At 58.7% G+C, this 24519-nt stretch carries 22 protein-coding genes, 1 tRNA gene and 1 pseudogene; 4 read left to right on the top strand and 20 right to left on the bottom strand.

Annotated features, from left to right (window positions below; genetic code table 11):
* Positions 1-14 precede the first annotated feature (14 nt).
* Entirely contained in the window at positions 15-998 is a 984-nt protein-coding gene (gene mch, locus VXJ35_RS08870; protein WP_064021313.1) for a methenyltetrahydromethanopterin cyclohydrolase, read from the bottom strand.
* 4 nt (positions 999-1002) lie between these two features.
* On the bottom strand, positions 1003-2103 hold the full coding sequence (locus VXJ35_RS08865) for an ATP-grasp domain-containing protein (protein ID WP_082880859.1): 1101 nt from the start codon (positions 2101-2103) through the stop codon (positions 1003-1005).
* 76 nt (positions 2104-2179) lie between these two features.
* On the opposite strand from VXJ35_RS08865, the gene VXJ35_RS08860 reads away from it, so the two are divergent.
* Both VXJ35_RS08860 and VXJ35_RS08855 read left to right on the top strand, forming a co-directional pair.
* Positions 2180-2270 (top strand) — tRNA-Ser (locus VXJ35_RS08860).
* 126 nt (positions 2271-2396) lie between these two features.
* Positions 2397-2723 (top strand): annotated as a pseudogene (locus VXJ35_RS08855) (DUF6538 domain-containing protein); the annotation flags it as partial.
* Between the two features lie 85 nt (positions 2724-2808).
* Here the strand turns inward: VXJ35_RS08855 and VXJ35_RS08850 are convergent.
* The 11 genes from VXJ35_RS08850 to putA all read right to left on the bottom strand — a co-directional run bounded on the left by VXJ35_RS08850 (position 2809) and on the right by putA (position 17558).
* On the bottom strand, positions 2809-3000 hold the full coding sequence (locus VXJ35_RS08850; RefSeq protein ID WP_064021311.1) for a hypothetical protein: 192 nt from the start codon (positions 2998-3000) through the stop codon (positions 2809-2811).
* A gap of 332 nt (positions 3001-3332) precedes the next feature.
* Positions 3333-3689 (bottom strand): hypothetical protein, encoded by a 357-nt coding sequence (locus VXJ35_RS08845; RefSeq protein ID WP_064021310.1) that lies wholly within the window; start codon positions 3687-3689, stop codon positions 3333-3335.
* Positions 3690-3755: 66 nt separating this feature from the next.
* Positions 3756-5078, bottom strand: coding sequence for an autotransporter outer membrane beta-barrel domain-containing protein (locus VXJ35_RS08840; RefSeq protein WP_064021309.1), 1323 nt, complete (start codon positions 5076-5078; stop codon positions 3756-3758).
* 256 nt (positions 5079-5334) lie between these two features.
* On the bottom strand, positions 5335-6780 hold the full coding sequence (gene creC / locus VXJ35_RS08835) for a two-component system sensor histidine kinase CreC (protein ID WP_064021308.1): 1446 nt from the start codon (positions 6778-6780) through the stop codon (positions 5335-5337).
* A complete protein-coding gene (gene creB, locus VXJ35_RS08830) occupies positions 6777-7457 on the bottom strand; it encodes a two-component system response regulator CreB (protein WP_269454723.1) in 681 nt (226 codons plus the stop codon). The genes creC and creB overlap by 4 nt, the downstream gene beginning before the upstream one ends.
* A 14-nt stretch (positions 7458-7471) precedes the next feature.
* Entirely contained in the window at positions 7472-7888 is a 417-nt protein-coding gene (locus tag VXJ35_RS08825; RefSeq protein WP_064021307.1) for a DUF350 domain-containing protein, read from the bottom strand.
* A 3-nt stretch (positions 7889-7891) separates the two neighbouring features.
* Positions 7892-9022, bottom strand: coding sequence for a glutathionylspermidine synthase family protein (locus VXJ35_RS08820; RefSeq protein WP_064021306.1), 1131 nt, complete (start codon positions 9020-9022; stop codon positions 7892-7894).
* A gap of 1 nt (position 9023) precedes the next feature.
* Positions 9024-10109 (bottom strand): hypothetical protein, encoded by a 1086-nt coding sequence (locus tag VXJ35_RS08815; protein WP_197496021.1) that lies wholly within the window; start codon positions 10107-10109, stop codon positions 9024-9026.
* Positions 10110-10311: 202 nt separating this feature from the next.
* Complete coding sequence (locus VXJ35_RS08810; protein ID WP_064021304.1) at positions 10312-13578, bottom strand: EAL domain-containing protein; 3267 nt, start codon at positions 13576-13578, stop codon at positions 10312-10314.
* Positions 13571-14239, bottom strand: a complete 669-nt coding sequence (locus tag VXJ35_RS08805; RefSeq protein ID WP_197496019.1) for a biliverdin-producing heme oxygenase — start codon at positions 14237-14239, stop codon at positions 13571-13573. The genes VXJ35_RS08810 and VXJ35_RS08805 overlap by 8 nt, the downstream gene beginning before the upstream one ends.
* A gap of 214 nt (positions 14240-14453) precedes the next feature.
* The gene (gene putA / locus VXJ35_RS08800; protein ID WP_064021302.1) at positions 14454-17558 is read right to left on the bottom strand and encodes a bifunctional proline dehydrogenase/L-glutamate gamma-semialdehyde dehydrogenase PutA; all 3105 of its coding nucleotides are present in this window, start codon (positions 17556-17558) and stop codon (positions 14454-14456) included.
* Between the two features lie 154 nt (positions 17559-17712).
* Here putA and VXJ35_RS08795 point away from each other — a divergent pair, with 154 nt between their 5' ends.
* Both VXJ35_RS08795 and VXJ35_RS08790 read left to right on the top strand, forming a co-directional pair.
* Positions 17713-19080: a type VI secretion system contractile sheath domain-containing protein gene (locus tag VXJ35_RS08795; protein WP_064021301.1), complete on the top strand. Its 1368-nt coding sequence runs from the start codon at positions 17713-17715 to the stop codon at positions 19078-19080.
* Positions 19077-19295 carry a hypothetical protein gene (locus VXJ35_RS08790; protein WP_064021300.1) on the top strand — a complete coding sequence of 73 codons (219 nt, stop codon included), beginning with the start codon at positions 19077-19079 and terminating at the stop codon, positions 19293-19295. Before VXJ35_RS08795 ends, VXJ35_RS08790 begins: the two co-directional genes overlap by 4 nt.
* Here the strand turns inward: VXJ35_RS08790 and VXJ35_RS08785 are convergent.
* The 7 genes from VXJ35_RS08785 to VXJ35_RS08755 all read right to left on the bottom strand — a co-directional run bounded on the left by VXJ35_RS08785 (position 19292) and on the right by VXJ35_RS08755 (position 24057).
* The gene (locus VXJ35_RS08785; RefSeq protein ID WP_064021299.1) at positions 19292-19747 is read right to left on the bottom strand and encodes a YaiI/YqxD family protein; all 456 of its coding nucleotides are present in this window, start codon (positions 19745-19747) and stop codon (positions 19292-19294) included. The genes VXJ35_RS08790 and VXJ35_RS08785 overlap by 4 nt on opposite strands.
* A 622-nt stretch (positions 19748-20369) precedes the next feature.
* A complete protein-coding gene (locus tag VXJ35_RS08780) occupies positions 20370-20876 on the bottom strand; it encodes a DUF4410 domain-containing protein (RefSeq protein ID WP_197496018.1) in 507 nt (168 codons plus the stop codon).
* A gap of 231 nt (positions 20877-21107) precedes the next feature.
* Positions 21108-21488, bottom strand: a complete 381-nt coding sequence (locus VXJ35_RS08775; RefSeq protein ID WP_064021297.1) for a DUF2283 domain-containing protein — start codon at positions 21486-21488, stop codon at positions 21108-21110.
* Positions 21489-22069: 581 nt separating this feature from the next.
* Complete coding sequence (locus VXJ35_RS08770) at positions 22070-22195, bottom strand: YgiT-type zinc finger protein (RefSeq protein WP_408953944.1); 126 nt, start codon at positions 22193-22195, stop codon at positions 22070-22072.
* Positions 22196-22230: 35 nt separating this feature from the next.
* On the bottom strand, positions 22231-22476 hold the full coding sequence (locus VXJ35_RS08765) for a hypothetical protein (RefSeq protein WP_157198125.1): 246 nt from the start codon (positions 22474-22476) through the stop codon (positions 22231-22233).
* Positions 22477-22550: 74 nt separating this feature from the next.
* A complete protein-coding gene (locus tag VXJ35_RS08760) occupies positions 22551-23648 on the bottom strand; it encodes an IS5 family transposase (protein ID WP_064020044.1) in 1098 nt (365 codons plus the stop codon).
* A 283-nt stretch (positions 23649-23931) separates the two neighbouring features.
* Complete coding sequence (locus VXJ35_RS08755; RefSeq protein WP_408953944.1) at positions 23932-24057, bottom strand: YgiT-type zinc finger protein; 126 nt, start codon at positions 24055-24057, stop codon at positions 23932-23934.
* Positions 24058-24519 lie beyond the last annotated feature (462 nt).

Genomic DNA, 24519 nt, shown 5'->3' with positions numbered 1-24519 from the left:
AAAGTCGAAGACGTTTAGGCGCCGAACGATTGATTCAGCAATGTATTGTCCAGCTTGCCGGCCCGAAAACTTTTTCCGGATTCTACGGCAGTGACGATGACCACGGCCGGGCTGAACAGCATCGCATCGATTTTGAAGAAATCGTATTCGTAAGCTTTGAAGATATCGGCAAACGGCTTGCCGTAGTCTTTGGAAGTTGAACTCGGCAATTCCTTGGCCAGTTTCTCGGCGGCCGCGTCGTCGCCTTTGACGAACAAATGCACCTGCCCGGCAAACAAAATCGCATCGTTGGTCCGGCCCATCGCCTTGACGAAATTGGGATGCGGCGGACAAATCGGCGCGCTGCCGGAACCGTCGACGATGTTTTCCAACGGAAAATGCAAGGCGTGCGCTTTATGCATCGCCACTTCCAAAACCCGTCCTACGACTTGCACGCCGCCGGCCAAACTGCTGGTCGGCGTAACTATGATGGTCAGCTTATCCGGGGCCACGCCGCAAGCGGCCGCGACTTTCTCGACGATTTCCACCGGCGGCACGGCATCGTTCTCGATGACCAATACGGTCCGTTCCGCACTATCGCGGTACTCTAACTCTTTGTACAACTCTTCCACCGGCTCAACAGCACCGTCCTTAAGCTTGGTCGCCATCGCTCGCGCCGGGCCGGAACCCAATGCATAATATTTGCCGTGCGACAGGCTCCAGCCGGCGTATTGACTACCCAGGCACGACAACACCGGGTTGGTGGCATGAACATTGATGGTCAGCGGCCAACTCTCGGTATAATTACTTTGCGAGATGGTCGCAGTACCCATGCCGCCCATGCAGATTTCGGTAATGATGCGGCCCGCTTCCAAACCGCCGGGTACTTTAATGCCAGCGTCGATGATGGTACAGCCGTTGTCGAGTTTCTCGACGCCCAACCTTAATTTGTCAGCGTTATCCAACAGCTCCTGCACCAAGGGTTGTGAAAGTTTGTTGACGCTCGCCTGATATTGCATGAATTTAACAACCTAATTTCAAAAGGGTTTGAACGATGGCCTGCCGTTGCAGCAACTGCTCGGCGACCTGCCGTGAATTTTTTCCGCCGGCAATAATACTGCATATCGGCTGGCCCACGCCAACAATCGAGCCCGCGACCGGCCGATCCACGACCCAATCCGGCCAATCCACATCCGCATCGATTTCCAGGTTTTTTGCAGCATAAACAATCTGATACGCCACCGGCTCTCTGGAGATTTTCGTAACGGAAACTTCCGTCCCGCCAAACGCCGCCAAATGCCTTAGCAACAACTCGCGACCATAGAGCTGGGCACTGGCCGAAATACGCGGGTTAATTTCCAATACGTACGCGCCACTGGCGGCGGCCATAAAATCCAGCGTGTTCAGTCCACGTAATTGGTAAGCTGCCGAAAGTTTGTTGACCGCATCGGTAAGTTGGCTGCGGACAGCCGCCGGTAGCTCGGCATGGCTGGCTATGCCGCCGAACAGGAAATGGCCTGCGGGGCCAGGTGCGGCACACCATTGGCGGTTGAATCCGATCACCTCGACTCGATCGACAAACGACATAAACAAAACCGACATTGCTTGGCCGTCGACAAAACGCTGCCAGTATCCATCGACGCCGGCCGCAGCCCTGTCGCGGCCTATACCCACACCACCTTCGCTGCGGCAGGGCTTGAAAATCCAGCCGTCACCGGGATACGACGCAACAAAGCTTACCGGCGGATGCGCGACGCCTAGTTCCGCCATCAACCCGAAAAAATAGGGCTTATCCTGAACTTTCCGAAAAACCTCCGCGGAATTTCCGAAGAGGCGCGAGTGAAATTGCAGATACTGCAGCGTTTCCGGAAAAGCTTCGAGGCCGCTGCCGTACAGAATGCCGTAGACGGTACCGGATTGCCGAACCGCCAGCAGCGCTGGGCTAACATCAGCCCAGTCTAACGATTCGACTTTAAAGACCTGCCTAGCCACTTGCCGGGTGTCGGCATCAGCATAACAATCGATTGCCACGACATCGTAGCCGATATCGACACACATCCGCGCCAGCATTCTGGCTGATTTTGCAATAACTAACAAATACTTAGAAAAAACAGGAGTACGCATACCTTCAGATCGCCCGAATCAAGCGTAAAAAAATACTAGATTCCGGAAAAACTTTCTGAAATAATACACGGCTATTGGAGAGCTGGCTGAGCGGTCGAAAGCGGCGGTCTTGAAAACCGTTGAGGGCTTATACCCCTCCTGGGGTTCGAATCCCTAGCTCTCCGCCATATTTCAAAAAAGCCTTTGATTTTTCAAAGGCTTTTTTCGTTTATAGCCTCAAAAAACAGCGTTTTGCTACGAAGAGGCTGCCATTATGGCAAAAGTCCCCTATCTGATAAGACGTCTTTTATTTTCGTCTTAGTGTTCCCGCCAAACTTCGCGAATTGGTCAAATCTCGCGAAATCATCCAAAGCCTTAGAACCCAAAACAGCAATGAAGCAGAACGCAGAGCACTACTGCTCGCAGCTGACTTCAAAACGCTTTTGCATGATCTAAAACCGGAAAAACACAGGCGTTTTGCCGCCCTGAACTCATCGGGGGCACATTGTCCGCGCTTGCAAGCGCTAAAACGGTCAACAACAGCGAACCGGTTATTTTTGCACCGACGTTCGAGCTCCGAACCGGAACGGTCGTGTCCTAAACGGCCAACCAGCGGCCTCGAACGCAGTTCACGGGGTTGAATTTGCCCTACCCTGACAAAAAAAGCCCAACGTATTCGGCGAACCGCTTAGAAACGGCGGTTCGCCCAGCGGAACCGTATTTGAATCAGTGCCGGTCGAGTTCCTTGGCGTGACCGGCGCCGTCGATGGCTTTTTCGATTAATGCGACGCTACCGCGCACCAATGACGCGAATAATACCGCCGGCACCACGAAATCGATCGGCAGCACCCCTGCCAAGCCGGCCAGTGCTAGCGCTGCGATCGTTAAACCGAAATTTCCTGCATTAGCGATTTTCATTTGGCCTCCCAGACCGTTTGCCGGTCGCAACGAAAACACGCTTTCACTATATCGGCGCATTAAAAATCTACAATACGCGATATATTCAATTTATTGTTTTAATTAATAAAACAGTACTGGAGGCAAGTGTATTATCCGAACCACGCCGGAGCGGGATAGCTTAACTGCCACTGTCGAGTCTGGCGCATCGGAGTTGGCTACCATGCTCTTGCAGGATTGGGGTTTCCGGGACCGAGAAATACCGCCAACCGAGGCCACGGCAACGCTGAATAAGCGACCTGATCGCCACGCGGCGACAAGCCTACATTTCCGTAGCTGCGACTACCGGCGGGTCAATGATGGCCTTTCAGGCATTGCTGTTCGTCGTGCGGTAGACCTGCGGCGAGTTTTCCGGCCAGATCGGTCGCTATGACTTGTTGCGGCCAGGTTTCGCTGGTGGTGACCAGTTCGGTATTACGCTCGGCCAAGCGGCGAATCACGCCGCCGCATCCATAGTGCAGCGGGTGGCGGTTACCATCGCCGCGCACGTGCCATTCGTGCAGACTGCCGAATTCGGTCAAATCCAGCGTCCAGACCAATTCCGCGCCGGATTCGTCGGCGGCATAGACCTGCCACGTCGCCGCTCTGCCGGCATACGCGGCTATCGTGCCGTCTTGATTCAGCGCCACTGCAATAATTTTCTGTGCCACCGTTCTCTCCCCCCGGTCAAAATTAGGCAAGCTTGCCGCCTGTTACAAAGCCTCTGCCGCGTTTGCTTACAACCCCAAGCGGACGCCGATAGTGCCGATGTAATTGTCGAAATAAGCGTGGCCCAACAAAGCCTCGAAATTGGCGTAAGCCTGCCAACCGTCGGCCATCACCGCCACCAGGCCGCCGCCGACATGGAAAAAATCCCGGTCGGGCCGGTCGGTTTGAAAGCCGAACGTGGTCGGCAGCGCTCGGTAGTCTTGCGCGAATTGCACGTAAACCGTGCGCTGACCGTTGTCGTATTCGTGAGTCCAATCGGCGTTGACCTGCGGCACCAATACCCCCCACGAGGTGCTGATGGCGTAAGACGCCTGGGCGCCGACGCTGGATTGTACCGAAGTCAAGCGGTCCGCCAGATAACGCAGCTCCAGGCCGGAGCTGCCCTGCTCGCTGTAGGCGTCCATTGCCGCGTGCCGGTAGCGGAGCGTGCCGCGCGGCCCCAACGTCAAACCGCCTAACGTGAAATCGTAACCGGTGGACAGATTGCCTTCGAATTGGTCGGCGCCGGGCGTGCCGCTGATAGCGCCGCCGAAATTGGTGTTGTCTTCGCGCAGGTAGTCGCGGCGATTGGCGTTACTGCCGTCTTTGCGCAGGTATTGAAACGACAAATCGGCGAAAAAGCCTTGCCAAGGAAACAACGAAGCGAACAAGGTCGGGCCGTAGGAATCGGTATCGAAACCGCCGCCGTTGAACTGGTCGCCGTGCCAATGCGAATAGTTGACGGCCAATCCGGCCACGGCCCAATCGACCGGCATGGCATCGATACCCAGGCTGAAGCCGGCTTCGTTGGAGGCATAGCCCCGCTCCAATTCGGTTTGGCGCCGGTCCAATTCGCGGTAATCGGCGTTGAAGAACAGATTCAAACCGGGCAACAACGCCCAGTCGCCGGAACCGCCGCCCTTTGCAGTTCCTAAGTCGGAATCGGCATGCCCGCGCCGCTTTTTCACGACCTGGTCGGCCTGGCCGAGGGCGGAAAAGGCCGCGCCGGCCGCGGAATTGTTCGCCGCGCCGCCGCCCGGCGCTCCGCCTACCGGCGGCGGATTGCCTGCCGGAATACTGCCGCAGAGGCTGGCCAATTGCGGCCCGAAATTCGAGGGCTGCACGCTACCGGCTTGACGCGGCGAATCGCCGACCAACTGGGCACAGCCGCGCTGGTTGCCGTCTTTTGCCAACAGTGCGCGAATCTGTTGATCCAAAGACTGTGCCGCAGCATCGGAAGTCGCCGCGACCACTAAGCCGGCCGCAACCAACAAGCGCGGTTGGCGAATGGCTGCGGAGCCGCAGTTTGGATAAGCGGCTGCCGGCTTGCGTGTGGTAGTGCAATGATTCATCGTGAGTTGGTAGGTTGGGCTGTTGTCTGTACCCGCTGTAACAATTGCTGCGCCGTTTTTTGCGCAAATAATACAGAATTATGTGATATGAATCACATAACTTATTACAAAACCCCACCCGCCCGCCAAAGGCCGGCCTGCCGGGCCGCAAACGTCGCGACCGGTTCAGTAAGTTGCCCAGCTTGCCGGCCAACGCCGGACCAGCCTGCTCCTGCCTGGTGCTGCGCTTAAATGCCGCTTACCGTTTCGCTACGCCTCAGACATGCAAGGGCCTTAGCGTCAGCGGCAAACTTAAATCGGCCGCCGCGCCGCCGCCCTCGGCGTTAGCGACCTGGATTTCGCCGCCGTGTAACGCGGCAACTTCGCGGACGAAGGCCAAGCCCAGCCCGGTGCTTTTGCGGCCGGTATCCGGCCGCGGCAGCGAGTAAAAACGCTCGAACAGTCGCGCCAATGCGTAAGCCGGGATGCCGGGACCGTGGTCGCGGATGCGCAGCCTTGCCTGCTGGTTCTCGCTCCAACCGCGGATCTCGATGGCCGATTCGGCCGGCGCAAACGCAATTGCGTTATCCAGCAAATTGGACACAGCTTGCCTCAATAGGAATTCCTCGCCCCACACCGGCAACTCGCCGGACAAATCGAAAGCAAAACTTAAGGCCTTCTGCGCCAACGCCGCAGCTTTTTCGGCCGCGACCGCGGTTACCAAGCCGGCCAAATCCAAAACTCTGGGTTCGGCCAAGTGCTGGCGTTGCTCCACTGCCGCCAGGCCCAACAAACGTTCTATCAGTTGGTCCAGCCGCTCGGCCTGCTCGCGGGCATTACCGGCAAACCGCAGCCGGTCGGCGTCCGGCAACGGTTCTTCCAGCAATTCCGCCGCACCGCGGATCGCCGCCAACGGACTCTTCATTTCGTGGGTCAGGGTTTGCACGTAACGCTCGACGTATTGCTTGCCTTCCAGCTCGCGGCGCATGGTTTCCAGCGTCTGTGCCAGCGTCGCCAGTTCGACGCTGTGCAGTTTCGGCGGCGTTGCCTTGCCGCCGGAGGTTACCGTGCGGGCATAGGCCACCAGTAATTCGATGGCGCGGGTCAGCCGCCAATTGAATATCGCGCCGAACAGCAGCGCGCCGCCGAACAGCCAGAACGCGCCACGCTGCACCGCCGACTTGCCGGCTTCGACGATGGGTTGCAGCAATGCGGTCGGATAAGCGACGGTAACGACGCCGATCAATTTTTCGCCGTCGCGTACCGGCGCCGCGACATGCATGGTCGAACTGCGTTTATCGTCCGGGTCGGCCTGGCTGGAGCGCGCGCCATAGCGGCCTTGCAGGGTCAGATAGACGTCGTTCCAGCGCGAGTAATTTTCGCCGACTGCGGTTCCGGCCGAGTCGAAGCGGACGATACCGGTCGCGTCGGTGACGTAAACCCGGTAATCCAGACTTTGTTTCGGAAAGCCGAATATCGTCGCCGACACCGGCCGCTTGCTATAGCGCCTTACCGCATCGGCGAACTGGCCGTCGGCGATGTTCCCGCGCGCCAACTCGGGCGCGGCCAACTCGGCCAGCAGATTGGCGGTGTCGACCAGGCTGGCTTCCAGCGCCATTCTGACGCCGGGGCTGATTTGTTTGACGACCAACAGCAACACCAATTGCCCGGTCGCGGCCACCAAAAAGAAATAGCCCAGAAACAGGCGTAGCGATAACCTCATCGGCTTTCCAGGCTGTAGCCCAAGCCGCGGTGGGTCCGGATCGGATCGGCGTCGGCAATGGCGCGAAGTTTGGCGCGCAGGGTTTTGATATGGGTATCGACGGTGCGGTCGAACACGTCGCCCGGATCGCGCCACACCCGTTCCAACAATTGCTCGCGGGAGAAGATGCGCTCCGGGTGCTCGATCAGCAGCTTGAGCAGCAGATATTCGTAACGGGTCAGCTCCAGCAAACGGCCGCGATAGCGGATGCGCCCTGCCCCGCCGTCCAGCTCGAAATCGCCGCCGGTACCGGCGACGGCCGTGGGCAAAGCCGGCTGCAATCGGCGCAGTATCGCCGCGACCCGCGCCGCCACTTCGCGCGGGCTGAACGGCTTGGTCACGTAATCGTCGGCGCCGATTTCCAAGCCGACGATGCGGTCGATCTCGTCGCCGTGCGCCGTTAGAAACATCACCGGGATCTGCGAGAAGCGCCGCAATTGCCGGCACAATTCGAAGCCGGAACCATCCGGCAATCCGACGTCCAGGATCGCCAACGCAAAGGTTTCGCTCTGCAGCCGCGCCAACGCGGTTTGCAGCAAGCCGGCATGCTCGGCCTGGTAGCCGCTCTGTTGCAACGCATAAATCAAGGTATCGGCGATTGCCGGCTCGTCTTCGACGATCAGAATGCGCTTGCTCACCAAGCTCTCGGCGCTCAATAACTCATGCAGGCCGCATTCAGCAAGCCCGCGGCCAGCGCAATGCCGGCCAACAGCACGGCCGGCCCGGTCTCGTCGGCGGCGATACGTTCGCATAAGTCGGCAAAAGCCAGACGCACGCCGACGAACACCAAAGTTTGCACGAAAAAAGCCACACCGGCCCAGATCAACATATCGGCAAACGACACGCTGTTAGCGATGGCGCCGGCCAGCGCCAGCGCAAACCCGAGCAAGGCGCCGCTGAAGGCCAGCGCCGGAGCGGTCTTGCCTTCCCGGATCAGTTTGAACTCGGCATAGGGCGTGATGTGCAAATAGCAGAAACCGAACAATACGCTGAGCGCGACGGCCGCCAAAAAATGCAACACGAAGCCGTTGGCTGCGGCCGCTAACTCGGCCAAATCGATGGTGGGCATAGATCAATCCTCGACGAAAAAATGCGGTACGAAGCGGCTATTGTTGCCGGTGATTTCGGTTTTGTCCTCGCGGATGCCGATGCCGGCCGGCTCTCCGCCGACGACCCAGGAGCCGATCACCGGGTAATTGCCGGCGAAATTGGGCAACGGCGTATAACGCTGGTAGATATAACCGTCGTCGCCGTAAAGGCCGGCCGATTCGACGACATGGGCGCCGCGGCGGATTTCGATGTTGGCGCCTTCCCGCGAATACAGCGGCTTGCGCACGTAATCGCCGAGCAACGGCTTATCGGCGAAACTGGCCGGCAACAAATTGGGGTGGCCTTCGAACAATTCCCACAAGATCGGCAGAATGCCTTTATTGCTGAGAATTTGCTTCCAGGCCGGTTCCAGCAGGCTGAGCTGGGCTTTGGGAAGATACGGCCCGAATTCCTCGCGCAGCAGCCATTCCCACGGATACAGTTTGAACAAGGCCCGGATCGGCCGATTTTGCAAATCGACGAATTGTTGCGCGGCCGCCTGCCAGCCGATGTCGTCGATCGCCAGCCAATGCGGGCGAATGCCGGCCTGCAGCGCAGTATCCATCAAATAAAACACGTTGCCGGCATCCTCGGCGCTGTCGGCGACACCGGCAAAATAAACCTCGGCATGGTGTTGCCGATAGCGTTGCCAAAAGGCGATCAATTTCTCGTGGATCGAATTGAACTGATCGGCACCGGGCTGGCAATCGGCCAGCCAAAACCATTGTACGACCGCCGCTTCCGGCAACGCGGTCGGCGTGTCGGCATTGTATTCCAGCATTTTCGGGTGTCCGCTGCCGTCCCAGGCTAGATCGAAGCGGCCGTACAAACTTGGCTCGCCCCGCTCCCACGACGCCGTCAGATACGGCACCGCCCAACGCGGAATCCGCAGGCGGTCGAACCAGTCGCGGCGGATCACCTCGGCGACGGCGTGCAGACACAGTCTATGCAACTCGGCGGTGGCGTCGTCCAGCACGTCGATTTGGCTGCGGTTAAAGCGGTAGCAGGCCGATTCGTCCCAATACACGGCGCCGTCGATGGTGTGGAAATCCATACCCACCGCTTCCAGCCGTTGCCGCCAATCGGCGCGCGTTTGCCGTACCAGGCGTTGCACGTCAGCCGCCGAAGAAGCCGTGCGAACCGCCGAACGAGCCGAAACCGCCGCGGCGGGTGCCGCTGTGGCCGTCGTCGCTGCCGCCGCAGTAACTCGACCCGGAACCGCCGCCGTGGCCGCCGCTATGGCTGTTATCGCATTCGGCCGGATTGGCGTTGGCGTCGGTGCAATCCTGGCGGATGCGGAAGTCGGCCGGCTGCCCGGCATACCCGGCCAGCGACAGGCCGCCGAGCAAGGCCAGCGATACTTGCAATGAGCGGCGCGGAATCGGCGCAGCGGCCGGGTTTGCCGGTGCCACTTGCAACAACTGCTCCCAATCCGACAGCCGCGGATAGAAATCGCGGTGGTAGACGCCGCCGACCAACAGCATCATGTAAAAATCCAGTTTGTTGCCGCACAACAGACACAGCGGCAAACCCAGCCAAGCCACGCCGTTTGCCAGCAACGCAGAACGCAAGGCTTGGCGATGGCCGCGCTGCACGCGCTGACTGTAATTACGCTCGGCCAGCGGCAGCCGGGCTTGCAGGCGCAACAGCGGATACGCGGCCAACGCTGCCGCGACGAACAATACCCGAATCGGCCAGACCAAGGCCGTCGGCGCATAACCGTTGAAGACCGGGTAATGCCAGGACAGGTAGGTGGCGCAGACGACGTAGATCAACAAGTACAAGATCGTCAAAATGGTAATGAAACGAAAGCTCGCCACCGCTTTTTCGAACTCGACGCAGGCCGCGCTGTTATTGCTCGGCGCCCGCGAAAAATCGCCGATCCGGTAGACCTTACGGCGGTAGGAATCCAGCCACAGCCGGTGCTCTTCCGACAGACACCAACCCGCAACCGAAATAGATTCGCGGCTATTTTTCTCGGTGCCGTGAAAAAACTGCAGAGATTCGACACCGTCTTGTTTGTTTACTTTTAGGACCAGAGCGTGGGTCGGAATTGCGGTTGCACCGAACCAGCCATTCTTGAGAATCTTGTCGGGGAAGAACGTAACCGAGCGAGTGCCCAGAGTCTCGGCAACCTGTCGAAAAATATACGCGCCGAACACTACAACAGTAACTTCCAACAAATAGAAGTTACTGCTCACACCCGCCCAAACAAACACTAAGGCAGCCGGCAAACCCAAACACAAAAACAACAACTTTTTCCAAAAGCTATAAGTGACGGTCAGTTTTTTATTGAAAGACGGCGACGGCATGGCTGGCAGGGGGTTAACGAAGTCGAGTAAGCATAGTTGCTAGATCCTAATTTGTCGGCAATACCGCCGCCAACCGCGGCCGCAGCCCGGCCTACGCCTGGGGCAGTCCGCGGTTTAACATCGCTTCGAAATCGGCTATCGGCACCGGCTTGCCGAATAAATAGCCCTGAAACGCGTCGCAACCGTGCATTTCCAGAAAGGCGCGCTGGACCTCGGTTTCGACGCCTTCGGCGATGACGTCCATCCCCAAGTTTTTCGCCATCGCGATGATGGTTTGTACGATCACGGTGTCGTCCGGATCGTCCAAAATATCCCTGACGAAACTCCGGTCGATCTTCAATTGCGCGATCGGCAGTTTGCGCAAATTCGACAACGACGAATTACCGGTACCGAAATCGTCCATCGAAAAACGCACGCCGATACCTCGCAGCGCCTGCATTTTGACGACAGTGTCCTCGATATCGTCCAATACCAGGCTTTCGGTCAGCTCCAATTTCAACTGGCTGGGATCTATGCCGGTTTCGCGGAGTATGCGCACCACGCTGTCGACGAAGTCGGCTTTGCGAAATTGCCTGGGGCTGACGTTCACGGCCAAGTGCAAATGCCGGGTCTTCGAGGACGCTTCCCATTTTTTTAGCTGCCGGCAGGCGGTTTCCAGCACCCATTGGCCGATCGGCGTGATTAAACCGATTTCCTCCGCCAACGCGATGAAATCCTTAGGTGCAATCAAACCGGATTCGGGATGCCGGCAACGAATCAACACTTCGGCACCGAATACTTCCCGGTTTTTCCCGACTTGCGCTTGGTAATGCAACACAAAACGGTTCTCGGCCAAGGCCCGGTGCAGGTCGGCTTCCAATTGCATCCGGGCGTTGATGTTGGCCTGCATTTGCGGATCGAAGAAACGCACGGTGTTTTTGCCGGCCTTTTTGGCTTGGTACATCGCGATATCGGCCTGTTTCAACAGGGTCTCGATATCGAATTCGTGCTCGCGGAACAACACCGCACCGATGCTGGGCGAGTTCCGGTATTCATGTTCGTTTAGCAAGTAGGGCTTGGCCAGCGTCGCCAGAATTTTGTTGGCCACGCTCTCGGTCTGCGCCAAGCCCTCGTGCTTTTCGTCGCCCAATTCGGTCAACATGACGATAAACTCGTCGCCGCCCAGACGGGCCACAGTGTCGCCCTCGCGCACGCAGGCCGACAGCCGGCCCGCCACGTGTTGCAGCAGTAAATCGCCCATATCGTGGCCCAGCGTGTCGTTCAACAGCTTGAAATTGTCGAGATCGATAAACAACAAGGCGCCGGGCCGGCCGCTGCGGGCGCTGATCGCCAAAGCATGCTTCAAGCGGTCCTGCAACAGCCGCCGGTTCGCTAGTCCGGTCAGCGCGTCGTAAAACGCCAGGCGTTCGATTTCTGCGGCGGCGGCTTTCAACGAGCTGATGTCGATGAAACTGGCCACATAATTTTTCAGATTCCCCTGCTGGTCGGTTACCGCGGAGATGGCCAGATGGATCGGAAATAGGCGGCCGCCGGCGGCTTGGATCGTGATTTCGCCTTCCCAGGCACCGCTGACGCCGACGGCATTCCACATCGCTGTGTAATCGGCGATTTGCCGGTTATCCAATTCCAACTCGCGCAAACTTTTGCCGACGGCAAACTCGGCCGCGTAGCCGGTAATTCGGGAAAAAGCCCGATTCACCCGCAAGATAGTGCGCGCGGAATCGAGTACCACGATACCTTCCTGAGATTCGAACGCCGTCGCCGCAATCCGCAACTCGGCATCCAACGCGCTTTGTTGCTTCAATGCCTGCTCCAGGCGGCTTTTCTGGGCCAAGCCTTCGGGCAGCGTGACCGCCAGCATATTCGCCACGCCCAATTCGACGGGACTCCACGGCGCGCTGCGGCCGCGCCATAATTCGCTCCAAATTTCGAACGACTGCCGCGGCGTCAGCCGATAGCCGCCGGCTTCGTCCTCGACCAAGCCTTTCTCGGCGCGTCCGGCCCAATGTACCGTGCGCGGTTTTTCCGCCCGAAACCAGACGATACCGTTTCTCAAGCCGGCGGACAGCGGCGTACACAGCACGCCGGCCGCCGTATCCGGGTAGTCCGCCGCCGGCGGGAAATACTTCGCCAAATGCTCGCAACTGAACGAATTGGCGCAGGCCTGGCCGCTCAGCCAAGGCAACAGGGCTTCCAATTGCGCCGCCGTTGGCGTCAGGCCGTGGCTGTGGCGCTTGCCTTCCACCAAGGCGATGACACCGTCGGCGTGCAGCAATTGCATCAGCTCCGGCAACAGCCGCTGCAAAATCGTCTCTTCCTGGCTGGTAAAGATGTAGTTCAGCAATTCGCCGACCAAATGGTTGGCGCTGGTGACGTGGCTGTGCTGGTCCACCGCTTCAATCGCCGACAGCTTGGCCGAAGTCATGCGGCTGATAAACGTCACCGCCTCGCGTTCGCTGATGGAAACCGGTTTGGGAGCATGGTGGTGGCAGGCAATCAGCCCCCAAAGCCGGCCGTTCTGCAACAGAGAAACCACCATCGAGGCGCGCACGCCGATGTTGCGCAGATATTGGATATGAATCGGCGACAGGCAGCGCAGCGCCGAATAAGCCATATCCAACGGCTCGCCCGCCAACGGGTTGACGGCCGGCAGCAGCGGCACCGGTTCCGCCTCGATATCCGCCACGACCCGCACCGGATTCAATGCGAACAAACGCCGCGCCTGAGCGGGAATGTCGCTGGCCGGAAAGTGCAGACCCAAATAGGAAGGCGCGGTTTCGATCCGGCTTTGGCTGATCACCTCGCCGTTCCACTCCGAATCGAAGCGGTAAATCATCACGCTGTCGTAACCGCACAAAGTCCGGACCAGGATCGCCACCTGGTCGAAATAGTGCAGATATTCGCGGTCGGTACCGATTTGCAGCAACGCATCCTGCATCTGCAGCAACAGCTCCGCCAGGCGCGTTTCCTGGTTGTCCGCCTGCTCCGCCATCAATTCGACGGCGATGCCGCCGTTGCTGAGGTAGACGTGGGCTTGCAGTTCCGCCGACGAACAGTCACTGGCGACGGCGAGCTTGCCGCTGGCAGTGTTGCGGCTGTGCGCGGTCGCGGCCAAGCTCTGCAATTGCTCGGCCGCCTTGGCGCCGCACAGTTCGGCGAACGGCCGGCCCAAGGCGTGTTCGGCGGCGCACGGCAAAAACCGGCTCAAATTGGCGCTGGCCTGGACCACCCGCGCTGCCGCATCCGTGGTAACCACCAGCAAAGCGCCGTGCGGCTGGATTTGGCCGATCTGGTGGATGGGTTCGGATTCGCATTTTTGCAGCGCCTGCTGCAACTGTTCCGGGGTATAGCTAACCATTGCCACCGTTCCCCGCCGGCGAGCCACGCACCACGGCACGGTCTAGCTCGGCCTCGAACAACGCGAACGTGCGGTTGGCGGCAATCTCGGCGGCTTTGCTTTGTTCGACGTCGGCGGCAATCGCTTCGGCAAACGCCAGATAATCCCGCCACCTGGCGGCGCTAGCCTCGCCGTAACCGCAATAGAACCGGGCTCCGCCGTTCGGCGTCAATCCCAAGTATTGCTGCAGGCGTTTGCTTATCAGTTGGCCGCCCAAAGTCGAGCCTTCGACCACGTAAAGCACCCCGACGTAGTCGCCCAGGCTGGCGATGGCCGGCACGGCGAGCGGCGGCGCAGACGATTCCAGCGCGGCCGGATCGATGCCGAAATAATCCAAATCCGCCTGCAACCAGGCCAGCTTGGCTCGGGCCGCATAATCGAAACCGGCAACCGGCCCGGCGGCAAATTCGGCCAGCCTGGGTTCCAATGCGCTGTATAGCCGGTACAGCGTCTGTAACAGCAGCCGGTAGTCTGCCAACGAATAGCCCGGTTGCAACAATCCAGTCAGTAACGCATGCCGGTTGAGCCGCTCGTGCTGAGCCTGGGTGGCATTGCGCAGCAATGCGCGCAGGCTGACTTGGCCGGTGGCCGCTGGTGGCGGGTTGGTTAGGGTAATTTCCATGCATGCCTGATTAGCGAATAAGCGGAATTCGCTGGAAAATATACCACTGGTTTGCCCGTACACCATCCCAAGCAGCCGCAGCGCCGCACCCCGCCGCCGGCGCAGTGCTTGTCGCCGGCATGGTTTTGGCAGATTCCGGCTTGATTCGTAAAGCAAAAACGTCGCCCGCATTCCGTTCGGTTACGAAATTTCGCGCTGCCGGCCAGCATCGGCGTCAGGCCCGGCCTTGCAACAAACCGGGATTGCCACCGATAGCGGCGGTATTGATGCTGACGGTTTGCTCGACTGCAAACCGCAACAGATAGTTGGGGCCGCCGGCTTTCGGGCCGGTGCCGGACAGACCCAGCCCGCCGAACGGCTGCACGCCGACCACCGCGCCTATCATGTTGCGGTTGACGTACAAATTGCCGACCCGGGCATGGCGCGCGACATACTGCACCGTCGACTCGAGCCGGGTGTGCAGGCCCAGCGTCAGGCCGTAGCCGCTGGCATTGATCGCCTCGACCGCCTGCTCCAGCTCGCCGGTGCGATAGCTGACGACGTGCAAGATCGGCCCGAACACTTCGCCCTCCAGCACCGCCAAACCGGGAATCCGCACCAAGCTCGGCGGAAAAAAGCAGCCGTTCGCGCAAGCGGCCGGCAACGGCGTTTGGTACAGCAGCTTGCCGACTTCGGCGATGCGCCTCAGATGGGCGTGCAACGCGGCCAAGGCGCTATCGTCGACGATAGGGCCGACATCGGTATCGAAATCCCACGGCGAGCCGACCCGCAGCAAGCGCATCGCCCCGATCAAGCGCTCGATCACCGCATCGCAGGTCTCCTCCGGCAAAAACAACACCCGCAGCGCCGAGCAACGCTGGCCGGCGCTATTGAAGGCCGATTGCAGCGCATCGCGTACCAATTGTTCGGTGTGGGCGGAACTGTCCGCCAACATCGCGTTCTGGCCGCCGGTCTCGGCGATCAGCGTCGCAATCGGCCCAGGGCGTTGGCTCAATTGCCGGTTGATCAGATTGGCGGTTGCCACCGAGCCGGTAAACGCGACGCCGGCCACGCGCGGATCGCTCAACAACCGGGCGCCGATGCCGGCACCGTCGCCCGGCAACAATTGCAACACCGGCTTCGGCACGCCGGCCCGGTGCAACAGCCTGACCGCCGCCATCGCCGTCAGCGCGGTTTGCTCGGCCGGCTTGGCGATCACGCTATTACCGGCCAACAACGCGGCGGCGATTTGGCCGACGAAAATCGCCAGCGGAAAATTCCACGGGCTGATGCAGACGAACACGCCGCGGCCGCGGTAACCCAGCCGATTGTCCTCGCCGGTCGGGCCGGGCAAGGCCTGCGGCCGGCCGAACAACGTCAAGGCGTTGGCGGCGTAATAGCGGCACAAATCCACCGCCTCGCGCAACTCGGCCAAGGCATCGCTCACGGTGCGGCCGCCTTCGCGGATACATAAAGCCAGCAACTCGGCGCGGTTGCGTTCGAATAAATCCGCGGCCGTTTGCAGACAGGCGGCACGCTTAACCACCGGTTGCAAGCACCAGGCCGCAAACGCCGATTCCGCGGTTTGCAGCGCGGCATCGATCTCGGCCGCGCCGCTTGCCAATACCTGGCCGACCGCCAAGCGCCGGTGGTACGGACTGTAAACCGGCCGGCCTTCGCCGCGCAGGCGTTTGCCATCGACCAGCGGCGAGGCCTGCCAGAGTTTGCCGGCATATTCGTCCAGTTCGCGGCGCAGATGCTGCAACACGGACGGATCGCTGAGATTGGTGCCGGCCGAATTTCGCCGTTGCGGCGAGAACAACTCCGGCGGCGGCGCCAATTCCGCGCCGGCGGCAGCATCGAGCTGCACGGCCGGATCTTGCGCCAGTTGGCCGGCGGCTATCTGCGGATTTTCGATTTGGTTGACGAAGGAACTGTTGGCACCGTTTTCCAACAATCGCCGCACCAAATAAGGCAACAAATCGCGATGAGCGCCGACCGGCGCGTACACCCGGCAAACCAACTCGGGCCGGCCCGAGTCGAGCAAGGTGTCGTACAGTGCCTGGCCCATGCCGTGCAAGCGTTGAAACTCGTAACCGGGATGATCGGCGCCGGCCATGGCTTGGACGGCGAGCACGCTATGGGCGTTATGGGTAGCGAACTGGCCGTAAAAACAGTCCGGGCACGCCAGAATCGCTCGAGCGCAAGCCAGATACGACAAATCGGTCGCGGCTTTGCGGGTGAACACCGGATAATCCTGCCAACCGTTCTCTTGGGCACGTTTGATTTCGCTATCCCAATAAGCGCCTTTCACCAGGCGGATGGGAATCCTGCGGCCGCCGCTTTGCGCCAACGCCGCCAGCCACTCGATCACGGCCGGCGCCCGTTTTTGGTAGGCTTGCACCGCCAGCCCCAAGCCCGGCCAATCGGCGAATGCCGGATCGGTAAACGCCGCCGCGAAAATATCCAGCGACATTTCCAGGCGTTCGGCTTCCTCGGCATCGACCGTCAGTTGGATATTGGCGGCTTTGGCCAGTCTGGCCAGATTCGACAACTTGTCGACTATCGCCGCCACCGCATGCCGCTGTTGCAATACCTCGTAACGCGGATACAAGGCCGACAATTTGACCGAGATGCCCGGATTTTCGAACAACCCGGCGCCGGCCGCCACGGCCAACGCGGCAATGGCGGCGGCGTAGCTGGCGTAATAGCGCTCGGCGTCTTCCAGGGTCAGCGCCGCCTCGCCGAGCATGTCGAACGAATAGCGGTAGTGCGGGCTACGCCCGGCCCGCGCCAAGGCACTGGCGATGTCCTCGGCAATGACGAACTGCTCGGCCAGGATGCGCATGGCTTGGCCGACCGCACTGCGGATCAGGGGTTCGCCCAAGCGCTCCAGCAGCGCCGCGAACGGGTCGGAATCGGCGTGCCGCAGCCAGCGCTCTATGCCGCCGCCGAGCGCCAAGGCGCCACTGGCGAGGTTGACCAGCCAGGATTCGCTATGTCCCAGGTGGCGCAGCCAATCGCCGCCGGCCAATTTGTCCTGCAAAAACCGGTTTTGCGTGGCCGGATCGGGGATGCGCAGCAGCGCTTCGGCCAAACCCATCAATTGCAACCCTTCAGCACTGTTCAGGCCGTATTCCTGCAGAAAACCCTGAAACAAATCCGCCCCGCCCCGCCGCCCGCGAATCGCTGCGATCAGATCTTCGGCCTGGGCGCTAACCTGCTGCGGGCCGTAATCGGCCAACCCGGCGCGCAGCGCCGCCACTGCCTCGGCCTCCGGCCGGGTATAGGCTCGGACTATCCCTGCCCTCAGTCTGTCCAGTTCGTGTTCCGCCGGCATCGCCGCCTCCGCTGTTGCCCGATCGAGTCGTAATCTGCCCGCTATGACACTCCGGCCCGGCATGCTTTGTCAATCGGCCGCACGGCCGTAGCTTGTTGGATCGCGGCCGGTCTGCTACTTTTGCCGGACAACCTTAATTTGACCAGGAGAGCTTATGGCCGGCGGAATCGATTTCACGATGGGGTTTCAGACCCGTGGCGCACAGCGCAAAAGCTCCGGCGGCGAAGGTTACCGGGTTTATGTACTGGGCAGTTTCTCCGGCCGCCACGAACTGGCTTGGCCGCAACGGCCGATTCGCAAAATCGACGTCGACAACTTCGCACAGGTGATGCGGCAAATCGCGCCTAGCATCGAACTCGGCCCCGGTTCGGCATTGGCATTCGAAGCCATCGAAGATTTCCACCCGGACGCCTGGATCGGGAAAATCAAGTTGTTGGCCGACCTGCAACAATTGAAACGGGATTTGCATAACCCGCATAACGCCGAACAGGCCGCAGCCAAAATCCGCGCCTTCTTTCCGGCCTCAGCTCCGGCGCCGGTCCCGGCCGAACCGGCCGGCGAAAGCCAGGAAGACATGTTGGAACGCCTGCTGGGCAAGCGGCCGGAAGCTACGTCGCCCGCTACCGATTCGGTGGAGCGGTTGATACGCGACATGGTCGCGCCGCACGTGGCAAAGTCGGTCAGCGCCGAACACCAAGCACTGGCCGCAGTGGTCGATGCCACCATCTCGCAATTTATCGCCACGCTACTGCGCAGCCCGGACTTTCGAGGGTTGGAGGCGTTATGGCTGGCCCTGCGCGACCTGTTGAACGAGGAAGGCGCCGACGCCCAGCAATGGTTTTTACTCGATCTGAGCCAGCAGGAACTGGCCCAGGCCGCGCAAAACGAACCGGACACGCTGAAACAAAAACTGGCCGCGCATATGCAAACCGCCGACGCTGGCCGGCAAGTGCTGCTGCTGGGCGATTACACCTTCAACGCCGACGGCCAAGACCGTCCCACCCTGCGCTATTGCAGCGCATTGGCCGCCGCTTGCCACGCCCGCTTTATAACGGCGGCCGGCCACGAACTGGCGGCGAACCTGCTAGATCCGGCCTCCGCAACCGGCCAACAATGGCCGGAAATCTGCGCCGAAGTCGGCGGCGAGCGTTTGATGCTGGCCTATCCCGGCATACTGCAACGCCTGCCTTACGGCGCCAAGCGCGATCCGCTGCAAGGGTTGGATTTCGAAGAATGCGGTGTCCCGCCCGATCCGGCCGAATTGCTGTGGAGCAACCCCGCCTTTCTCGCCGCCCGTTTCCTGGTCAAAGCCGAGCAAACCGTCGACGAATCCACCGGTTTTTTCGGCGACGTGCCGGCGTTCAGTTATCCGCAGGATGGCGAAAGCGTGTTGCAAGCGGCAACGGAAGTGGTATTGAACGAAAAGCAGGCCCACCAATTATGGGATCGCGGCCTGATGCCGGTGGTCAGTTTCCGCCAGCGGCGGGGCGTAAAATTGTTGGATGCAGCGACCTTGGTTTGAACTTTACTGCGCTTGAATTCGTTGCGCTGGCGCTGGTGCCGGATCGGTTGTCGCGCAACACCGTCGCCGGGCCGTGGCGCCCCCATGCCGGCGGAACCGGCCTGCAGCGCCGCACCAAATCGCCATTCCCTGGCGCCGACCGCTGCCGGCTCGAATCGCGCCTTTTGACCGGGGCAACCAATACGCCGGCCACGCATATCGCCCGGGCGATTTAGCTCAAGCCGGCATGACGGGCCAGGAAGCGATCCAATTGGTTAGCGAAGTTCTGCACATCGCGCGAACTCAACGCCGCCGGGCCGCCGGTGTCGACGCCGCTGGAGCGCAGGCCGTCCATGAAATCCCGCATCGCCAGCCGCTCGCCGATATTGTCCCGGCTGTACGCTTCGCCGCGAGTATCGATGACGTACCCACCCTTGGCGATGACCTGCGCCGCCAGCGGAATATCGCCGGTCACCACCAAATCGCCGGCCGACATGCGCTGCACGATCTCGTTATCCGCCACATCGAAACCGCCGCCGACCCGCAGCATCCGAATGTAACGCGACGGCGGCAGCGGCAAGGATTGGTTCGCCACCAGCGTCGTCGTCAATTGGCAACGTTCCGCTGCCCGAAACAGAATGTCTTTGATTGCCTTGGGGCAGGCGTCGGCGTCGATCCAGATTTGCATGGTGAGTAGGAGTGTTCGTTTATTGCTGTTTGGTTTAATGGTGTCGCTGTCGCGACGGGTTTATTTGAAGTCGGGTCTCGGCCCGACAGCCGAGATACTTTCTTTTGTTTTGCAAGCTACAGGGATGTAGCGAATGCCGAAAATGCAGGAGCAATTTTCGACCAAAAGAAAGTATCCAAAGAAAAGGCGCCCCGGCATTCCGCCTTAATCCTGCGCTTCTCGATTTTGCCGAGGGTTTTCCGAAGGGGCTTCCCAGCCCCTGCGGAAAACGCGGTGCATCCGTGCATCGCCCCTTCGGGCTAATCTCGTCAAAATCTGCGATGCTCGGGGCGGAATAACGGGAGGAAACCCCGCGGCAGCTTAAAAGTCGTCAGCGGATACCGGAAATGCCTTAGATTCCCTAATTTTCTGCACCGCAACGCGGGCAAGCCGTGGGTTCCCACGTAGCATGTGGGAACCAGAAAAATGGTTGGTTCCCCCCTATGCCTCGCCGAGCACCGGAGGGTTTTCCTGGTTACCACGCGCCGCGTGGTAACCCCGACCGAGCCGCGCTGCGGCGATCAGGCCCATAACCCGCATATACTGGACCTTCCGAGGCACCGGGAGACGATCGAAAATATGTTTATTTTCCGTTTACTGTCGCCTGTTCAACGATATGTTTTGACGCTTCTTCTAGCAAAATGAGCGTCGACGTTTCCTCGCCTCCAAAATTTCGGAAAGTCTCGTATTTGGTTCCGGGCGCAATTTCCAAGCCGGTAAACCGCTCGGCGCCATCGTAATCGACCAACAGCTTGCCGTTCTTCGTATATTTGGCGTTGTACACCAAAGATCCCCGCCCCGCGCCGAAGCCTATCGTCAAACGTAAGGCGGCATTTCCCGGATCGAACGCCGAAATCACTACATCCAGGTGCGTGGCATTCTCGTCGGTAACGACATTAAATCCTTCGGTTAGAAGTGAAGCCTGGATATAACGCGTAAGTTTATCGACAATCTCAGGATTTGCGCCGGTGACATTGAGTTTAATATCCTTGCCATAACTCGAAACAGTTTCAGACGCAGTCGTTTTCAATTGGTGAGTTGAACAGGCCGTTAAAATCAACACAGATAGAATCAAAGATAATATTTTCACATTTACCTCAGTTTTCTTTAAACAAGATCGGAATAGATTGCATTGCCCAATTGCGAGCCGTTAATTGAATCGTTCCAGGGGCGACACGATAAAACCGGCGCTAAATCAGGCCGCCGATAGCAAACCATTAAAACAACGTTACACCAGTCTGTATATGCGTCCGATTACGCTGAGGCTAATCAGTATCTGCGGGGAATGCTGACATATACATCAAGAGGTTGGTTTTCTCCCCTATGCCGCGCCGAGCACCGGAGGGCTAGGACAGCCCTTCCGAATCCCACGCTCAAACCCTTCGGCGGGCAGGGTCAAAGCGACATCGGGGTGCCTTTTCTTTTTCCTAGTAACCACGCAGCGCGGCCAAGCCGAGGGTTCCCACGTAGCACGTGGGAACCAGAAAACATGCCTATTTTTTTGATGGTATGGAATATTCATCGTCGTCAGAAAATTTATATCCGCCATCTTACCGGCATGCTGTATATCGATGCCCACGGCAACTCCGTCGGCATCAAAATCCAATATAAGTCCATCCGAAATTTCAAGGAAATCAACCGACGGTATATCCCGCAAATGGATATATAGCGAATCCGTCTCCGGGTCATAATTTAATTTCATTAGATTCGTCACCAGCCGACGTGTTTTCCCGGTTTCCTGCTTCCCAAACTCCAGTTTGGGAACTTTATCTTGAAAGCTCCAGCTTTCGTTAATTTAATCGAGAAGCAGGAGCTTCCAAGATCAGGTAACCAAGCCGGAGCTTGGTTACCAGTCAAATGCCTTAGATTTCCTAATTTTCTGGTCCCCACGCGCTGCGTGGTAATTCAGATTCGCCGCAGCGCGGGCAAGCCGAGGGTTCCCACGTAGCACGTGGGAACCAGAAAAAAACCCCGCTCAAACCCTCCGGCGCGCAGGATCAAAGCGGCATCGGGGTGGCCTTTTCTTTGGATACTTTCTTTTGGCCAACCAAAAGAAAGTATCGCGGTTGCCGGTCCGCGAACCGGCGTACAATTAGGCTTCGCGATAGCGAAACAATATCCCTGTAAGTTTTAAATTCCGCGTGGGCACAAAAACCGTGCCCACCCTACCCCAATGCCCGCCTATTCATTTTGTAAAAAGCGCCGTATTTGAAATTGCGACGATTGGCTCATCGGTGAGCGAGCCTGTTCGAGAAGCGAAGCAAAGATATTATCTTCAAAATATTATTCTCCACAGTTATTACAGACTTTCGCAGGAACCTTTTTGAATACCAAAACTGTTTCGCCAAATTCAAATGTAATGCTGGCGAAATCATCTGTCATCATGCCCAATTTGCAAATCACACACATCATCGGCGTTTTCATAAACGAATTAATTTTCCTAGTTACCACGCGCTGCGTGGTAATTCAGATTCGCCGCGCTGCGGTGAATTGCACCGCAGCGCGGGCAAGCCGAGGGTTCCCACGTAGCACGTGGGAACCAGAACGGGCCGCAACGCGGCCACACCTTTTTGCGCGAAGCGCATACCAAATCCCCTTATCAGGCTGGTGAAAAACCCACTGATATTTCCCCTTACCCACGGTTGCCGTGATTTTTTCGTGTTGAAATCGGTCATGACATCGAGTTTCAAGCGTTTTGCCCCTGTTTCAAGGGCTTTTTATTCGCCTGAAGCCGTCTGTGGACGGTTTTCAGGCGTACTTCACCCTAGGTGGGCGCACTCCACGCCGGTTTCGGCGTGAACACCAATAGGTTGAGCAAGCGCGTCAGGTTGTAGGCGGCGAAGCAAAACAAGGCTTGGCCAGCGACTTTGGCTAAGCCGATGTGACGGGTTTTGCGCAGGCCGCCGACCGTTTTGACCCAGCCAAAGGCTTCTTCGACGATTTTGCGGCGCTTGAGGCTTTGGGCGTAACCTTTGCCGCGCGCGGTGCGGCCATCGACGGCACTGCCGGTCTTTTTCCGGGCCACATGGGCTTTGATGTCTTGCGCCTTGAGTTTGTTGACGAACGCCGGTTGGTCATAGCCTTTGTCGGCACCGACGCTACCGCCTTTGGGCACACGGCGTTTGATCATTGTTTGCGCGGCTTCGATTTCGGCGGTGCCGGTGGCTTGAGTGGTTTCGACATCGACAATCAGGCCGTTGCGATTCTCGGACAAGGCATGGGTGATGTAACGCAGTTTGGCCTCGGTGTATTCGCCTTTCTTGTAGAGCCGCGCTTCCGGGTCTGTCGTGCTTTGGTGGGTGGCGTTGCTGCGCTTTTCGCCGCTGAAGTCGACCTCGGGATTGCGGCCGGCGGGTTTGTCCGGGCCGCTGCCGTCTTTCTTAACGAAGCTTTTGTGCGAGGCCCAGGCTTCAATGAGGCTGCCGTCGACACTGAAGTGTTCGTCGGACACCAGGTTTTGCCATTCGGCTATGGCCAGTACCCGCTCAAAAAATTCGCGACTCAGCGCTTCGGACAGCAGCCGTTCGCGGTTGGCGCTGAACACGCTGCGTTCCCAGACAGCATCGTCGATGCCCAGACCGACAAACCAGCGAAACAGCAGGTTGTAGTCCAGCTGTTCCATCAACTGGCGTTCGCTACGAACGGTGTACAGCACTTGCAACAGCAAGGCGCGCAGCAGTTTTTCGGGCGCAATCGACGGGCGGCCAGTGTGCGAGTAACGCTCGGCAAAGACGGCATTCATAGAGGTCAATACGCCATCGACGAGTAGACGTAAACGACGCAACGGATGCTGTTTGGGAATACGTTCTTCCAGGCTAACGTAGCTGAACCAGCTACTTTGAATGGCATCGTGTCCGCGCATTGAAAGGCTCCAAATTTAGGTAGCCTATTTTAACAGTTGGCGGCTCATCTATGCCTTAGCCTACTTGGCTTTTCGAGTTTTTCACCAGCCTGTTAGGCTTCGCGATAGCGAAACAATATCCCTGTAAGTTTTAAATTCCGCGTGGGCACAAAAACCGTGCCCACCCTACCCCAATGCCCGCCTATTCATTTTGTAAAAAGCGCCGTATTTGAAATTGCGACGATTGGCTCATCGGTGAGCGAGCCTGTTCGAGAAGCGAAGCAAAGATATTATCTTCAAAATATTATTCTCCACAGTTATTACAGACTTTCGCAGGAACCTTTTTGAATACCAAAACTGTTTCGCCAAATTCAAATGTAATGCTGGCGAAATCATCTGTCATCATTCCCAATTTGCAAATCACACACATCATCGGCGTTTTCATAAACGAATTAATTTTCCTAGTTACCACGCGCTGCGTGGTAATTCAGATTCGCCGCGCTGCGGTGAATTGCACCGCAGCGCGGGCAAGCCGAGGGTTCCCACGTAGCACGTGGGAACCAGAACGGGCCGCAACGCGGCCACACCTTTTTGCGCGAAGCGCATACCAAATCCCCTTATGCCGCGCCGAGCACCGGAGGGTTTGGGCGGATCAGCCCGGCAGGGGCGCGGCAGGGATGCCGCGCGTTTTCGGAGGGCTAGGACAGCCCTTCCGAAAACCCCGCTCAAACCCTTCGGCGCGCAGGATATAAGCGGTATCGGGGTGGCCTTTTCTTTGGATACTTTCTTTTGGCCACGCAAAAGAAAGTATCGCGGCCGCCGGTCCGCGAACCGGTGTTAAATTGGGCTTCGCGGTAGCGAAACAATATCCATGTAAATTTTAAATTCCGCG

This window comes from Methylomonas sp. DH-1, from assembly GCF_046097555.1.
In the GTDB taxonomy this organism is placed as follows: Bacteria; Pseudomonadota; Gammaproteobacteria; order Methylococcales; family Methylomonadaceae; genus Methylomonas; species Methylomonas koyamae.
This window is presented reverse-complemented; position numbering and strand designations above follow the sequence as displayed.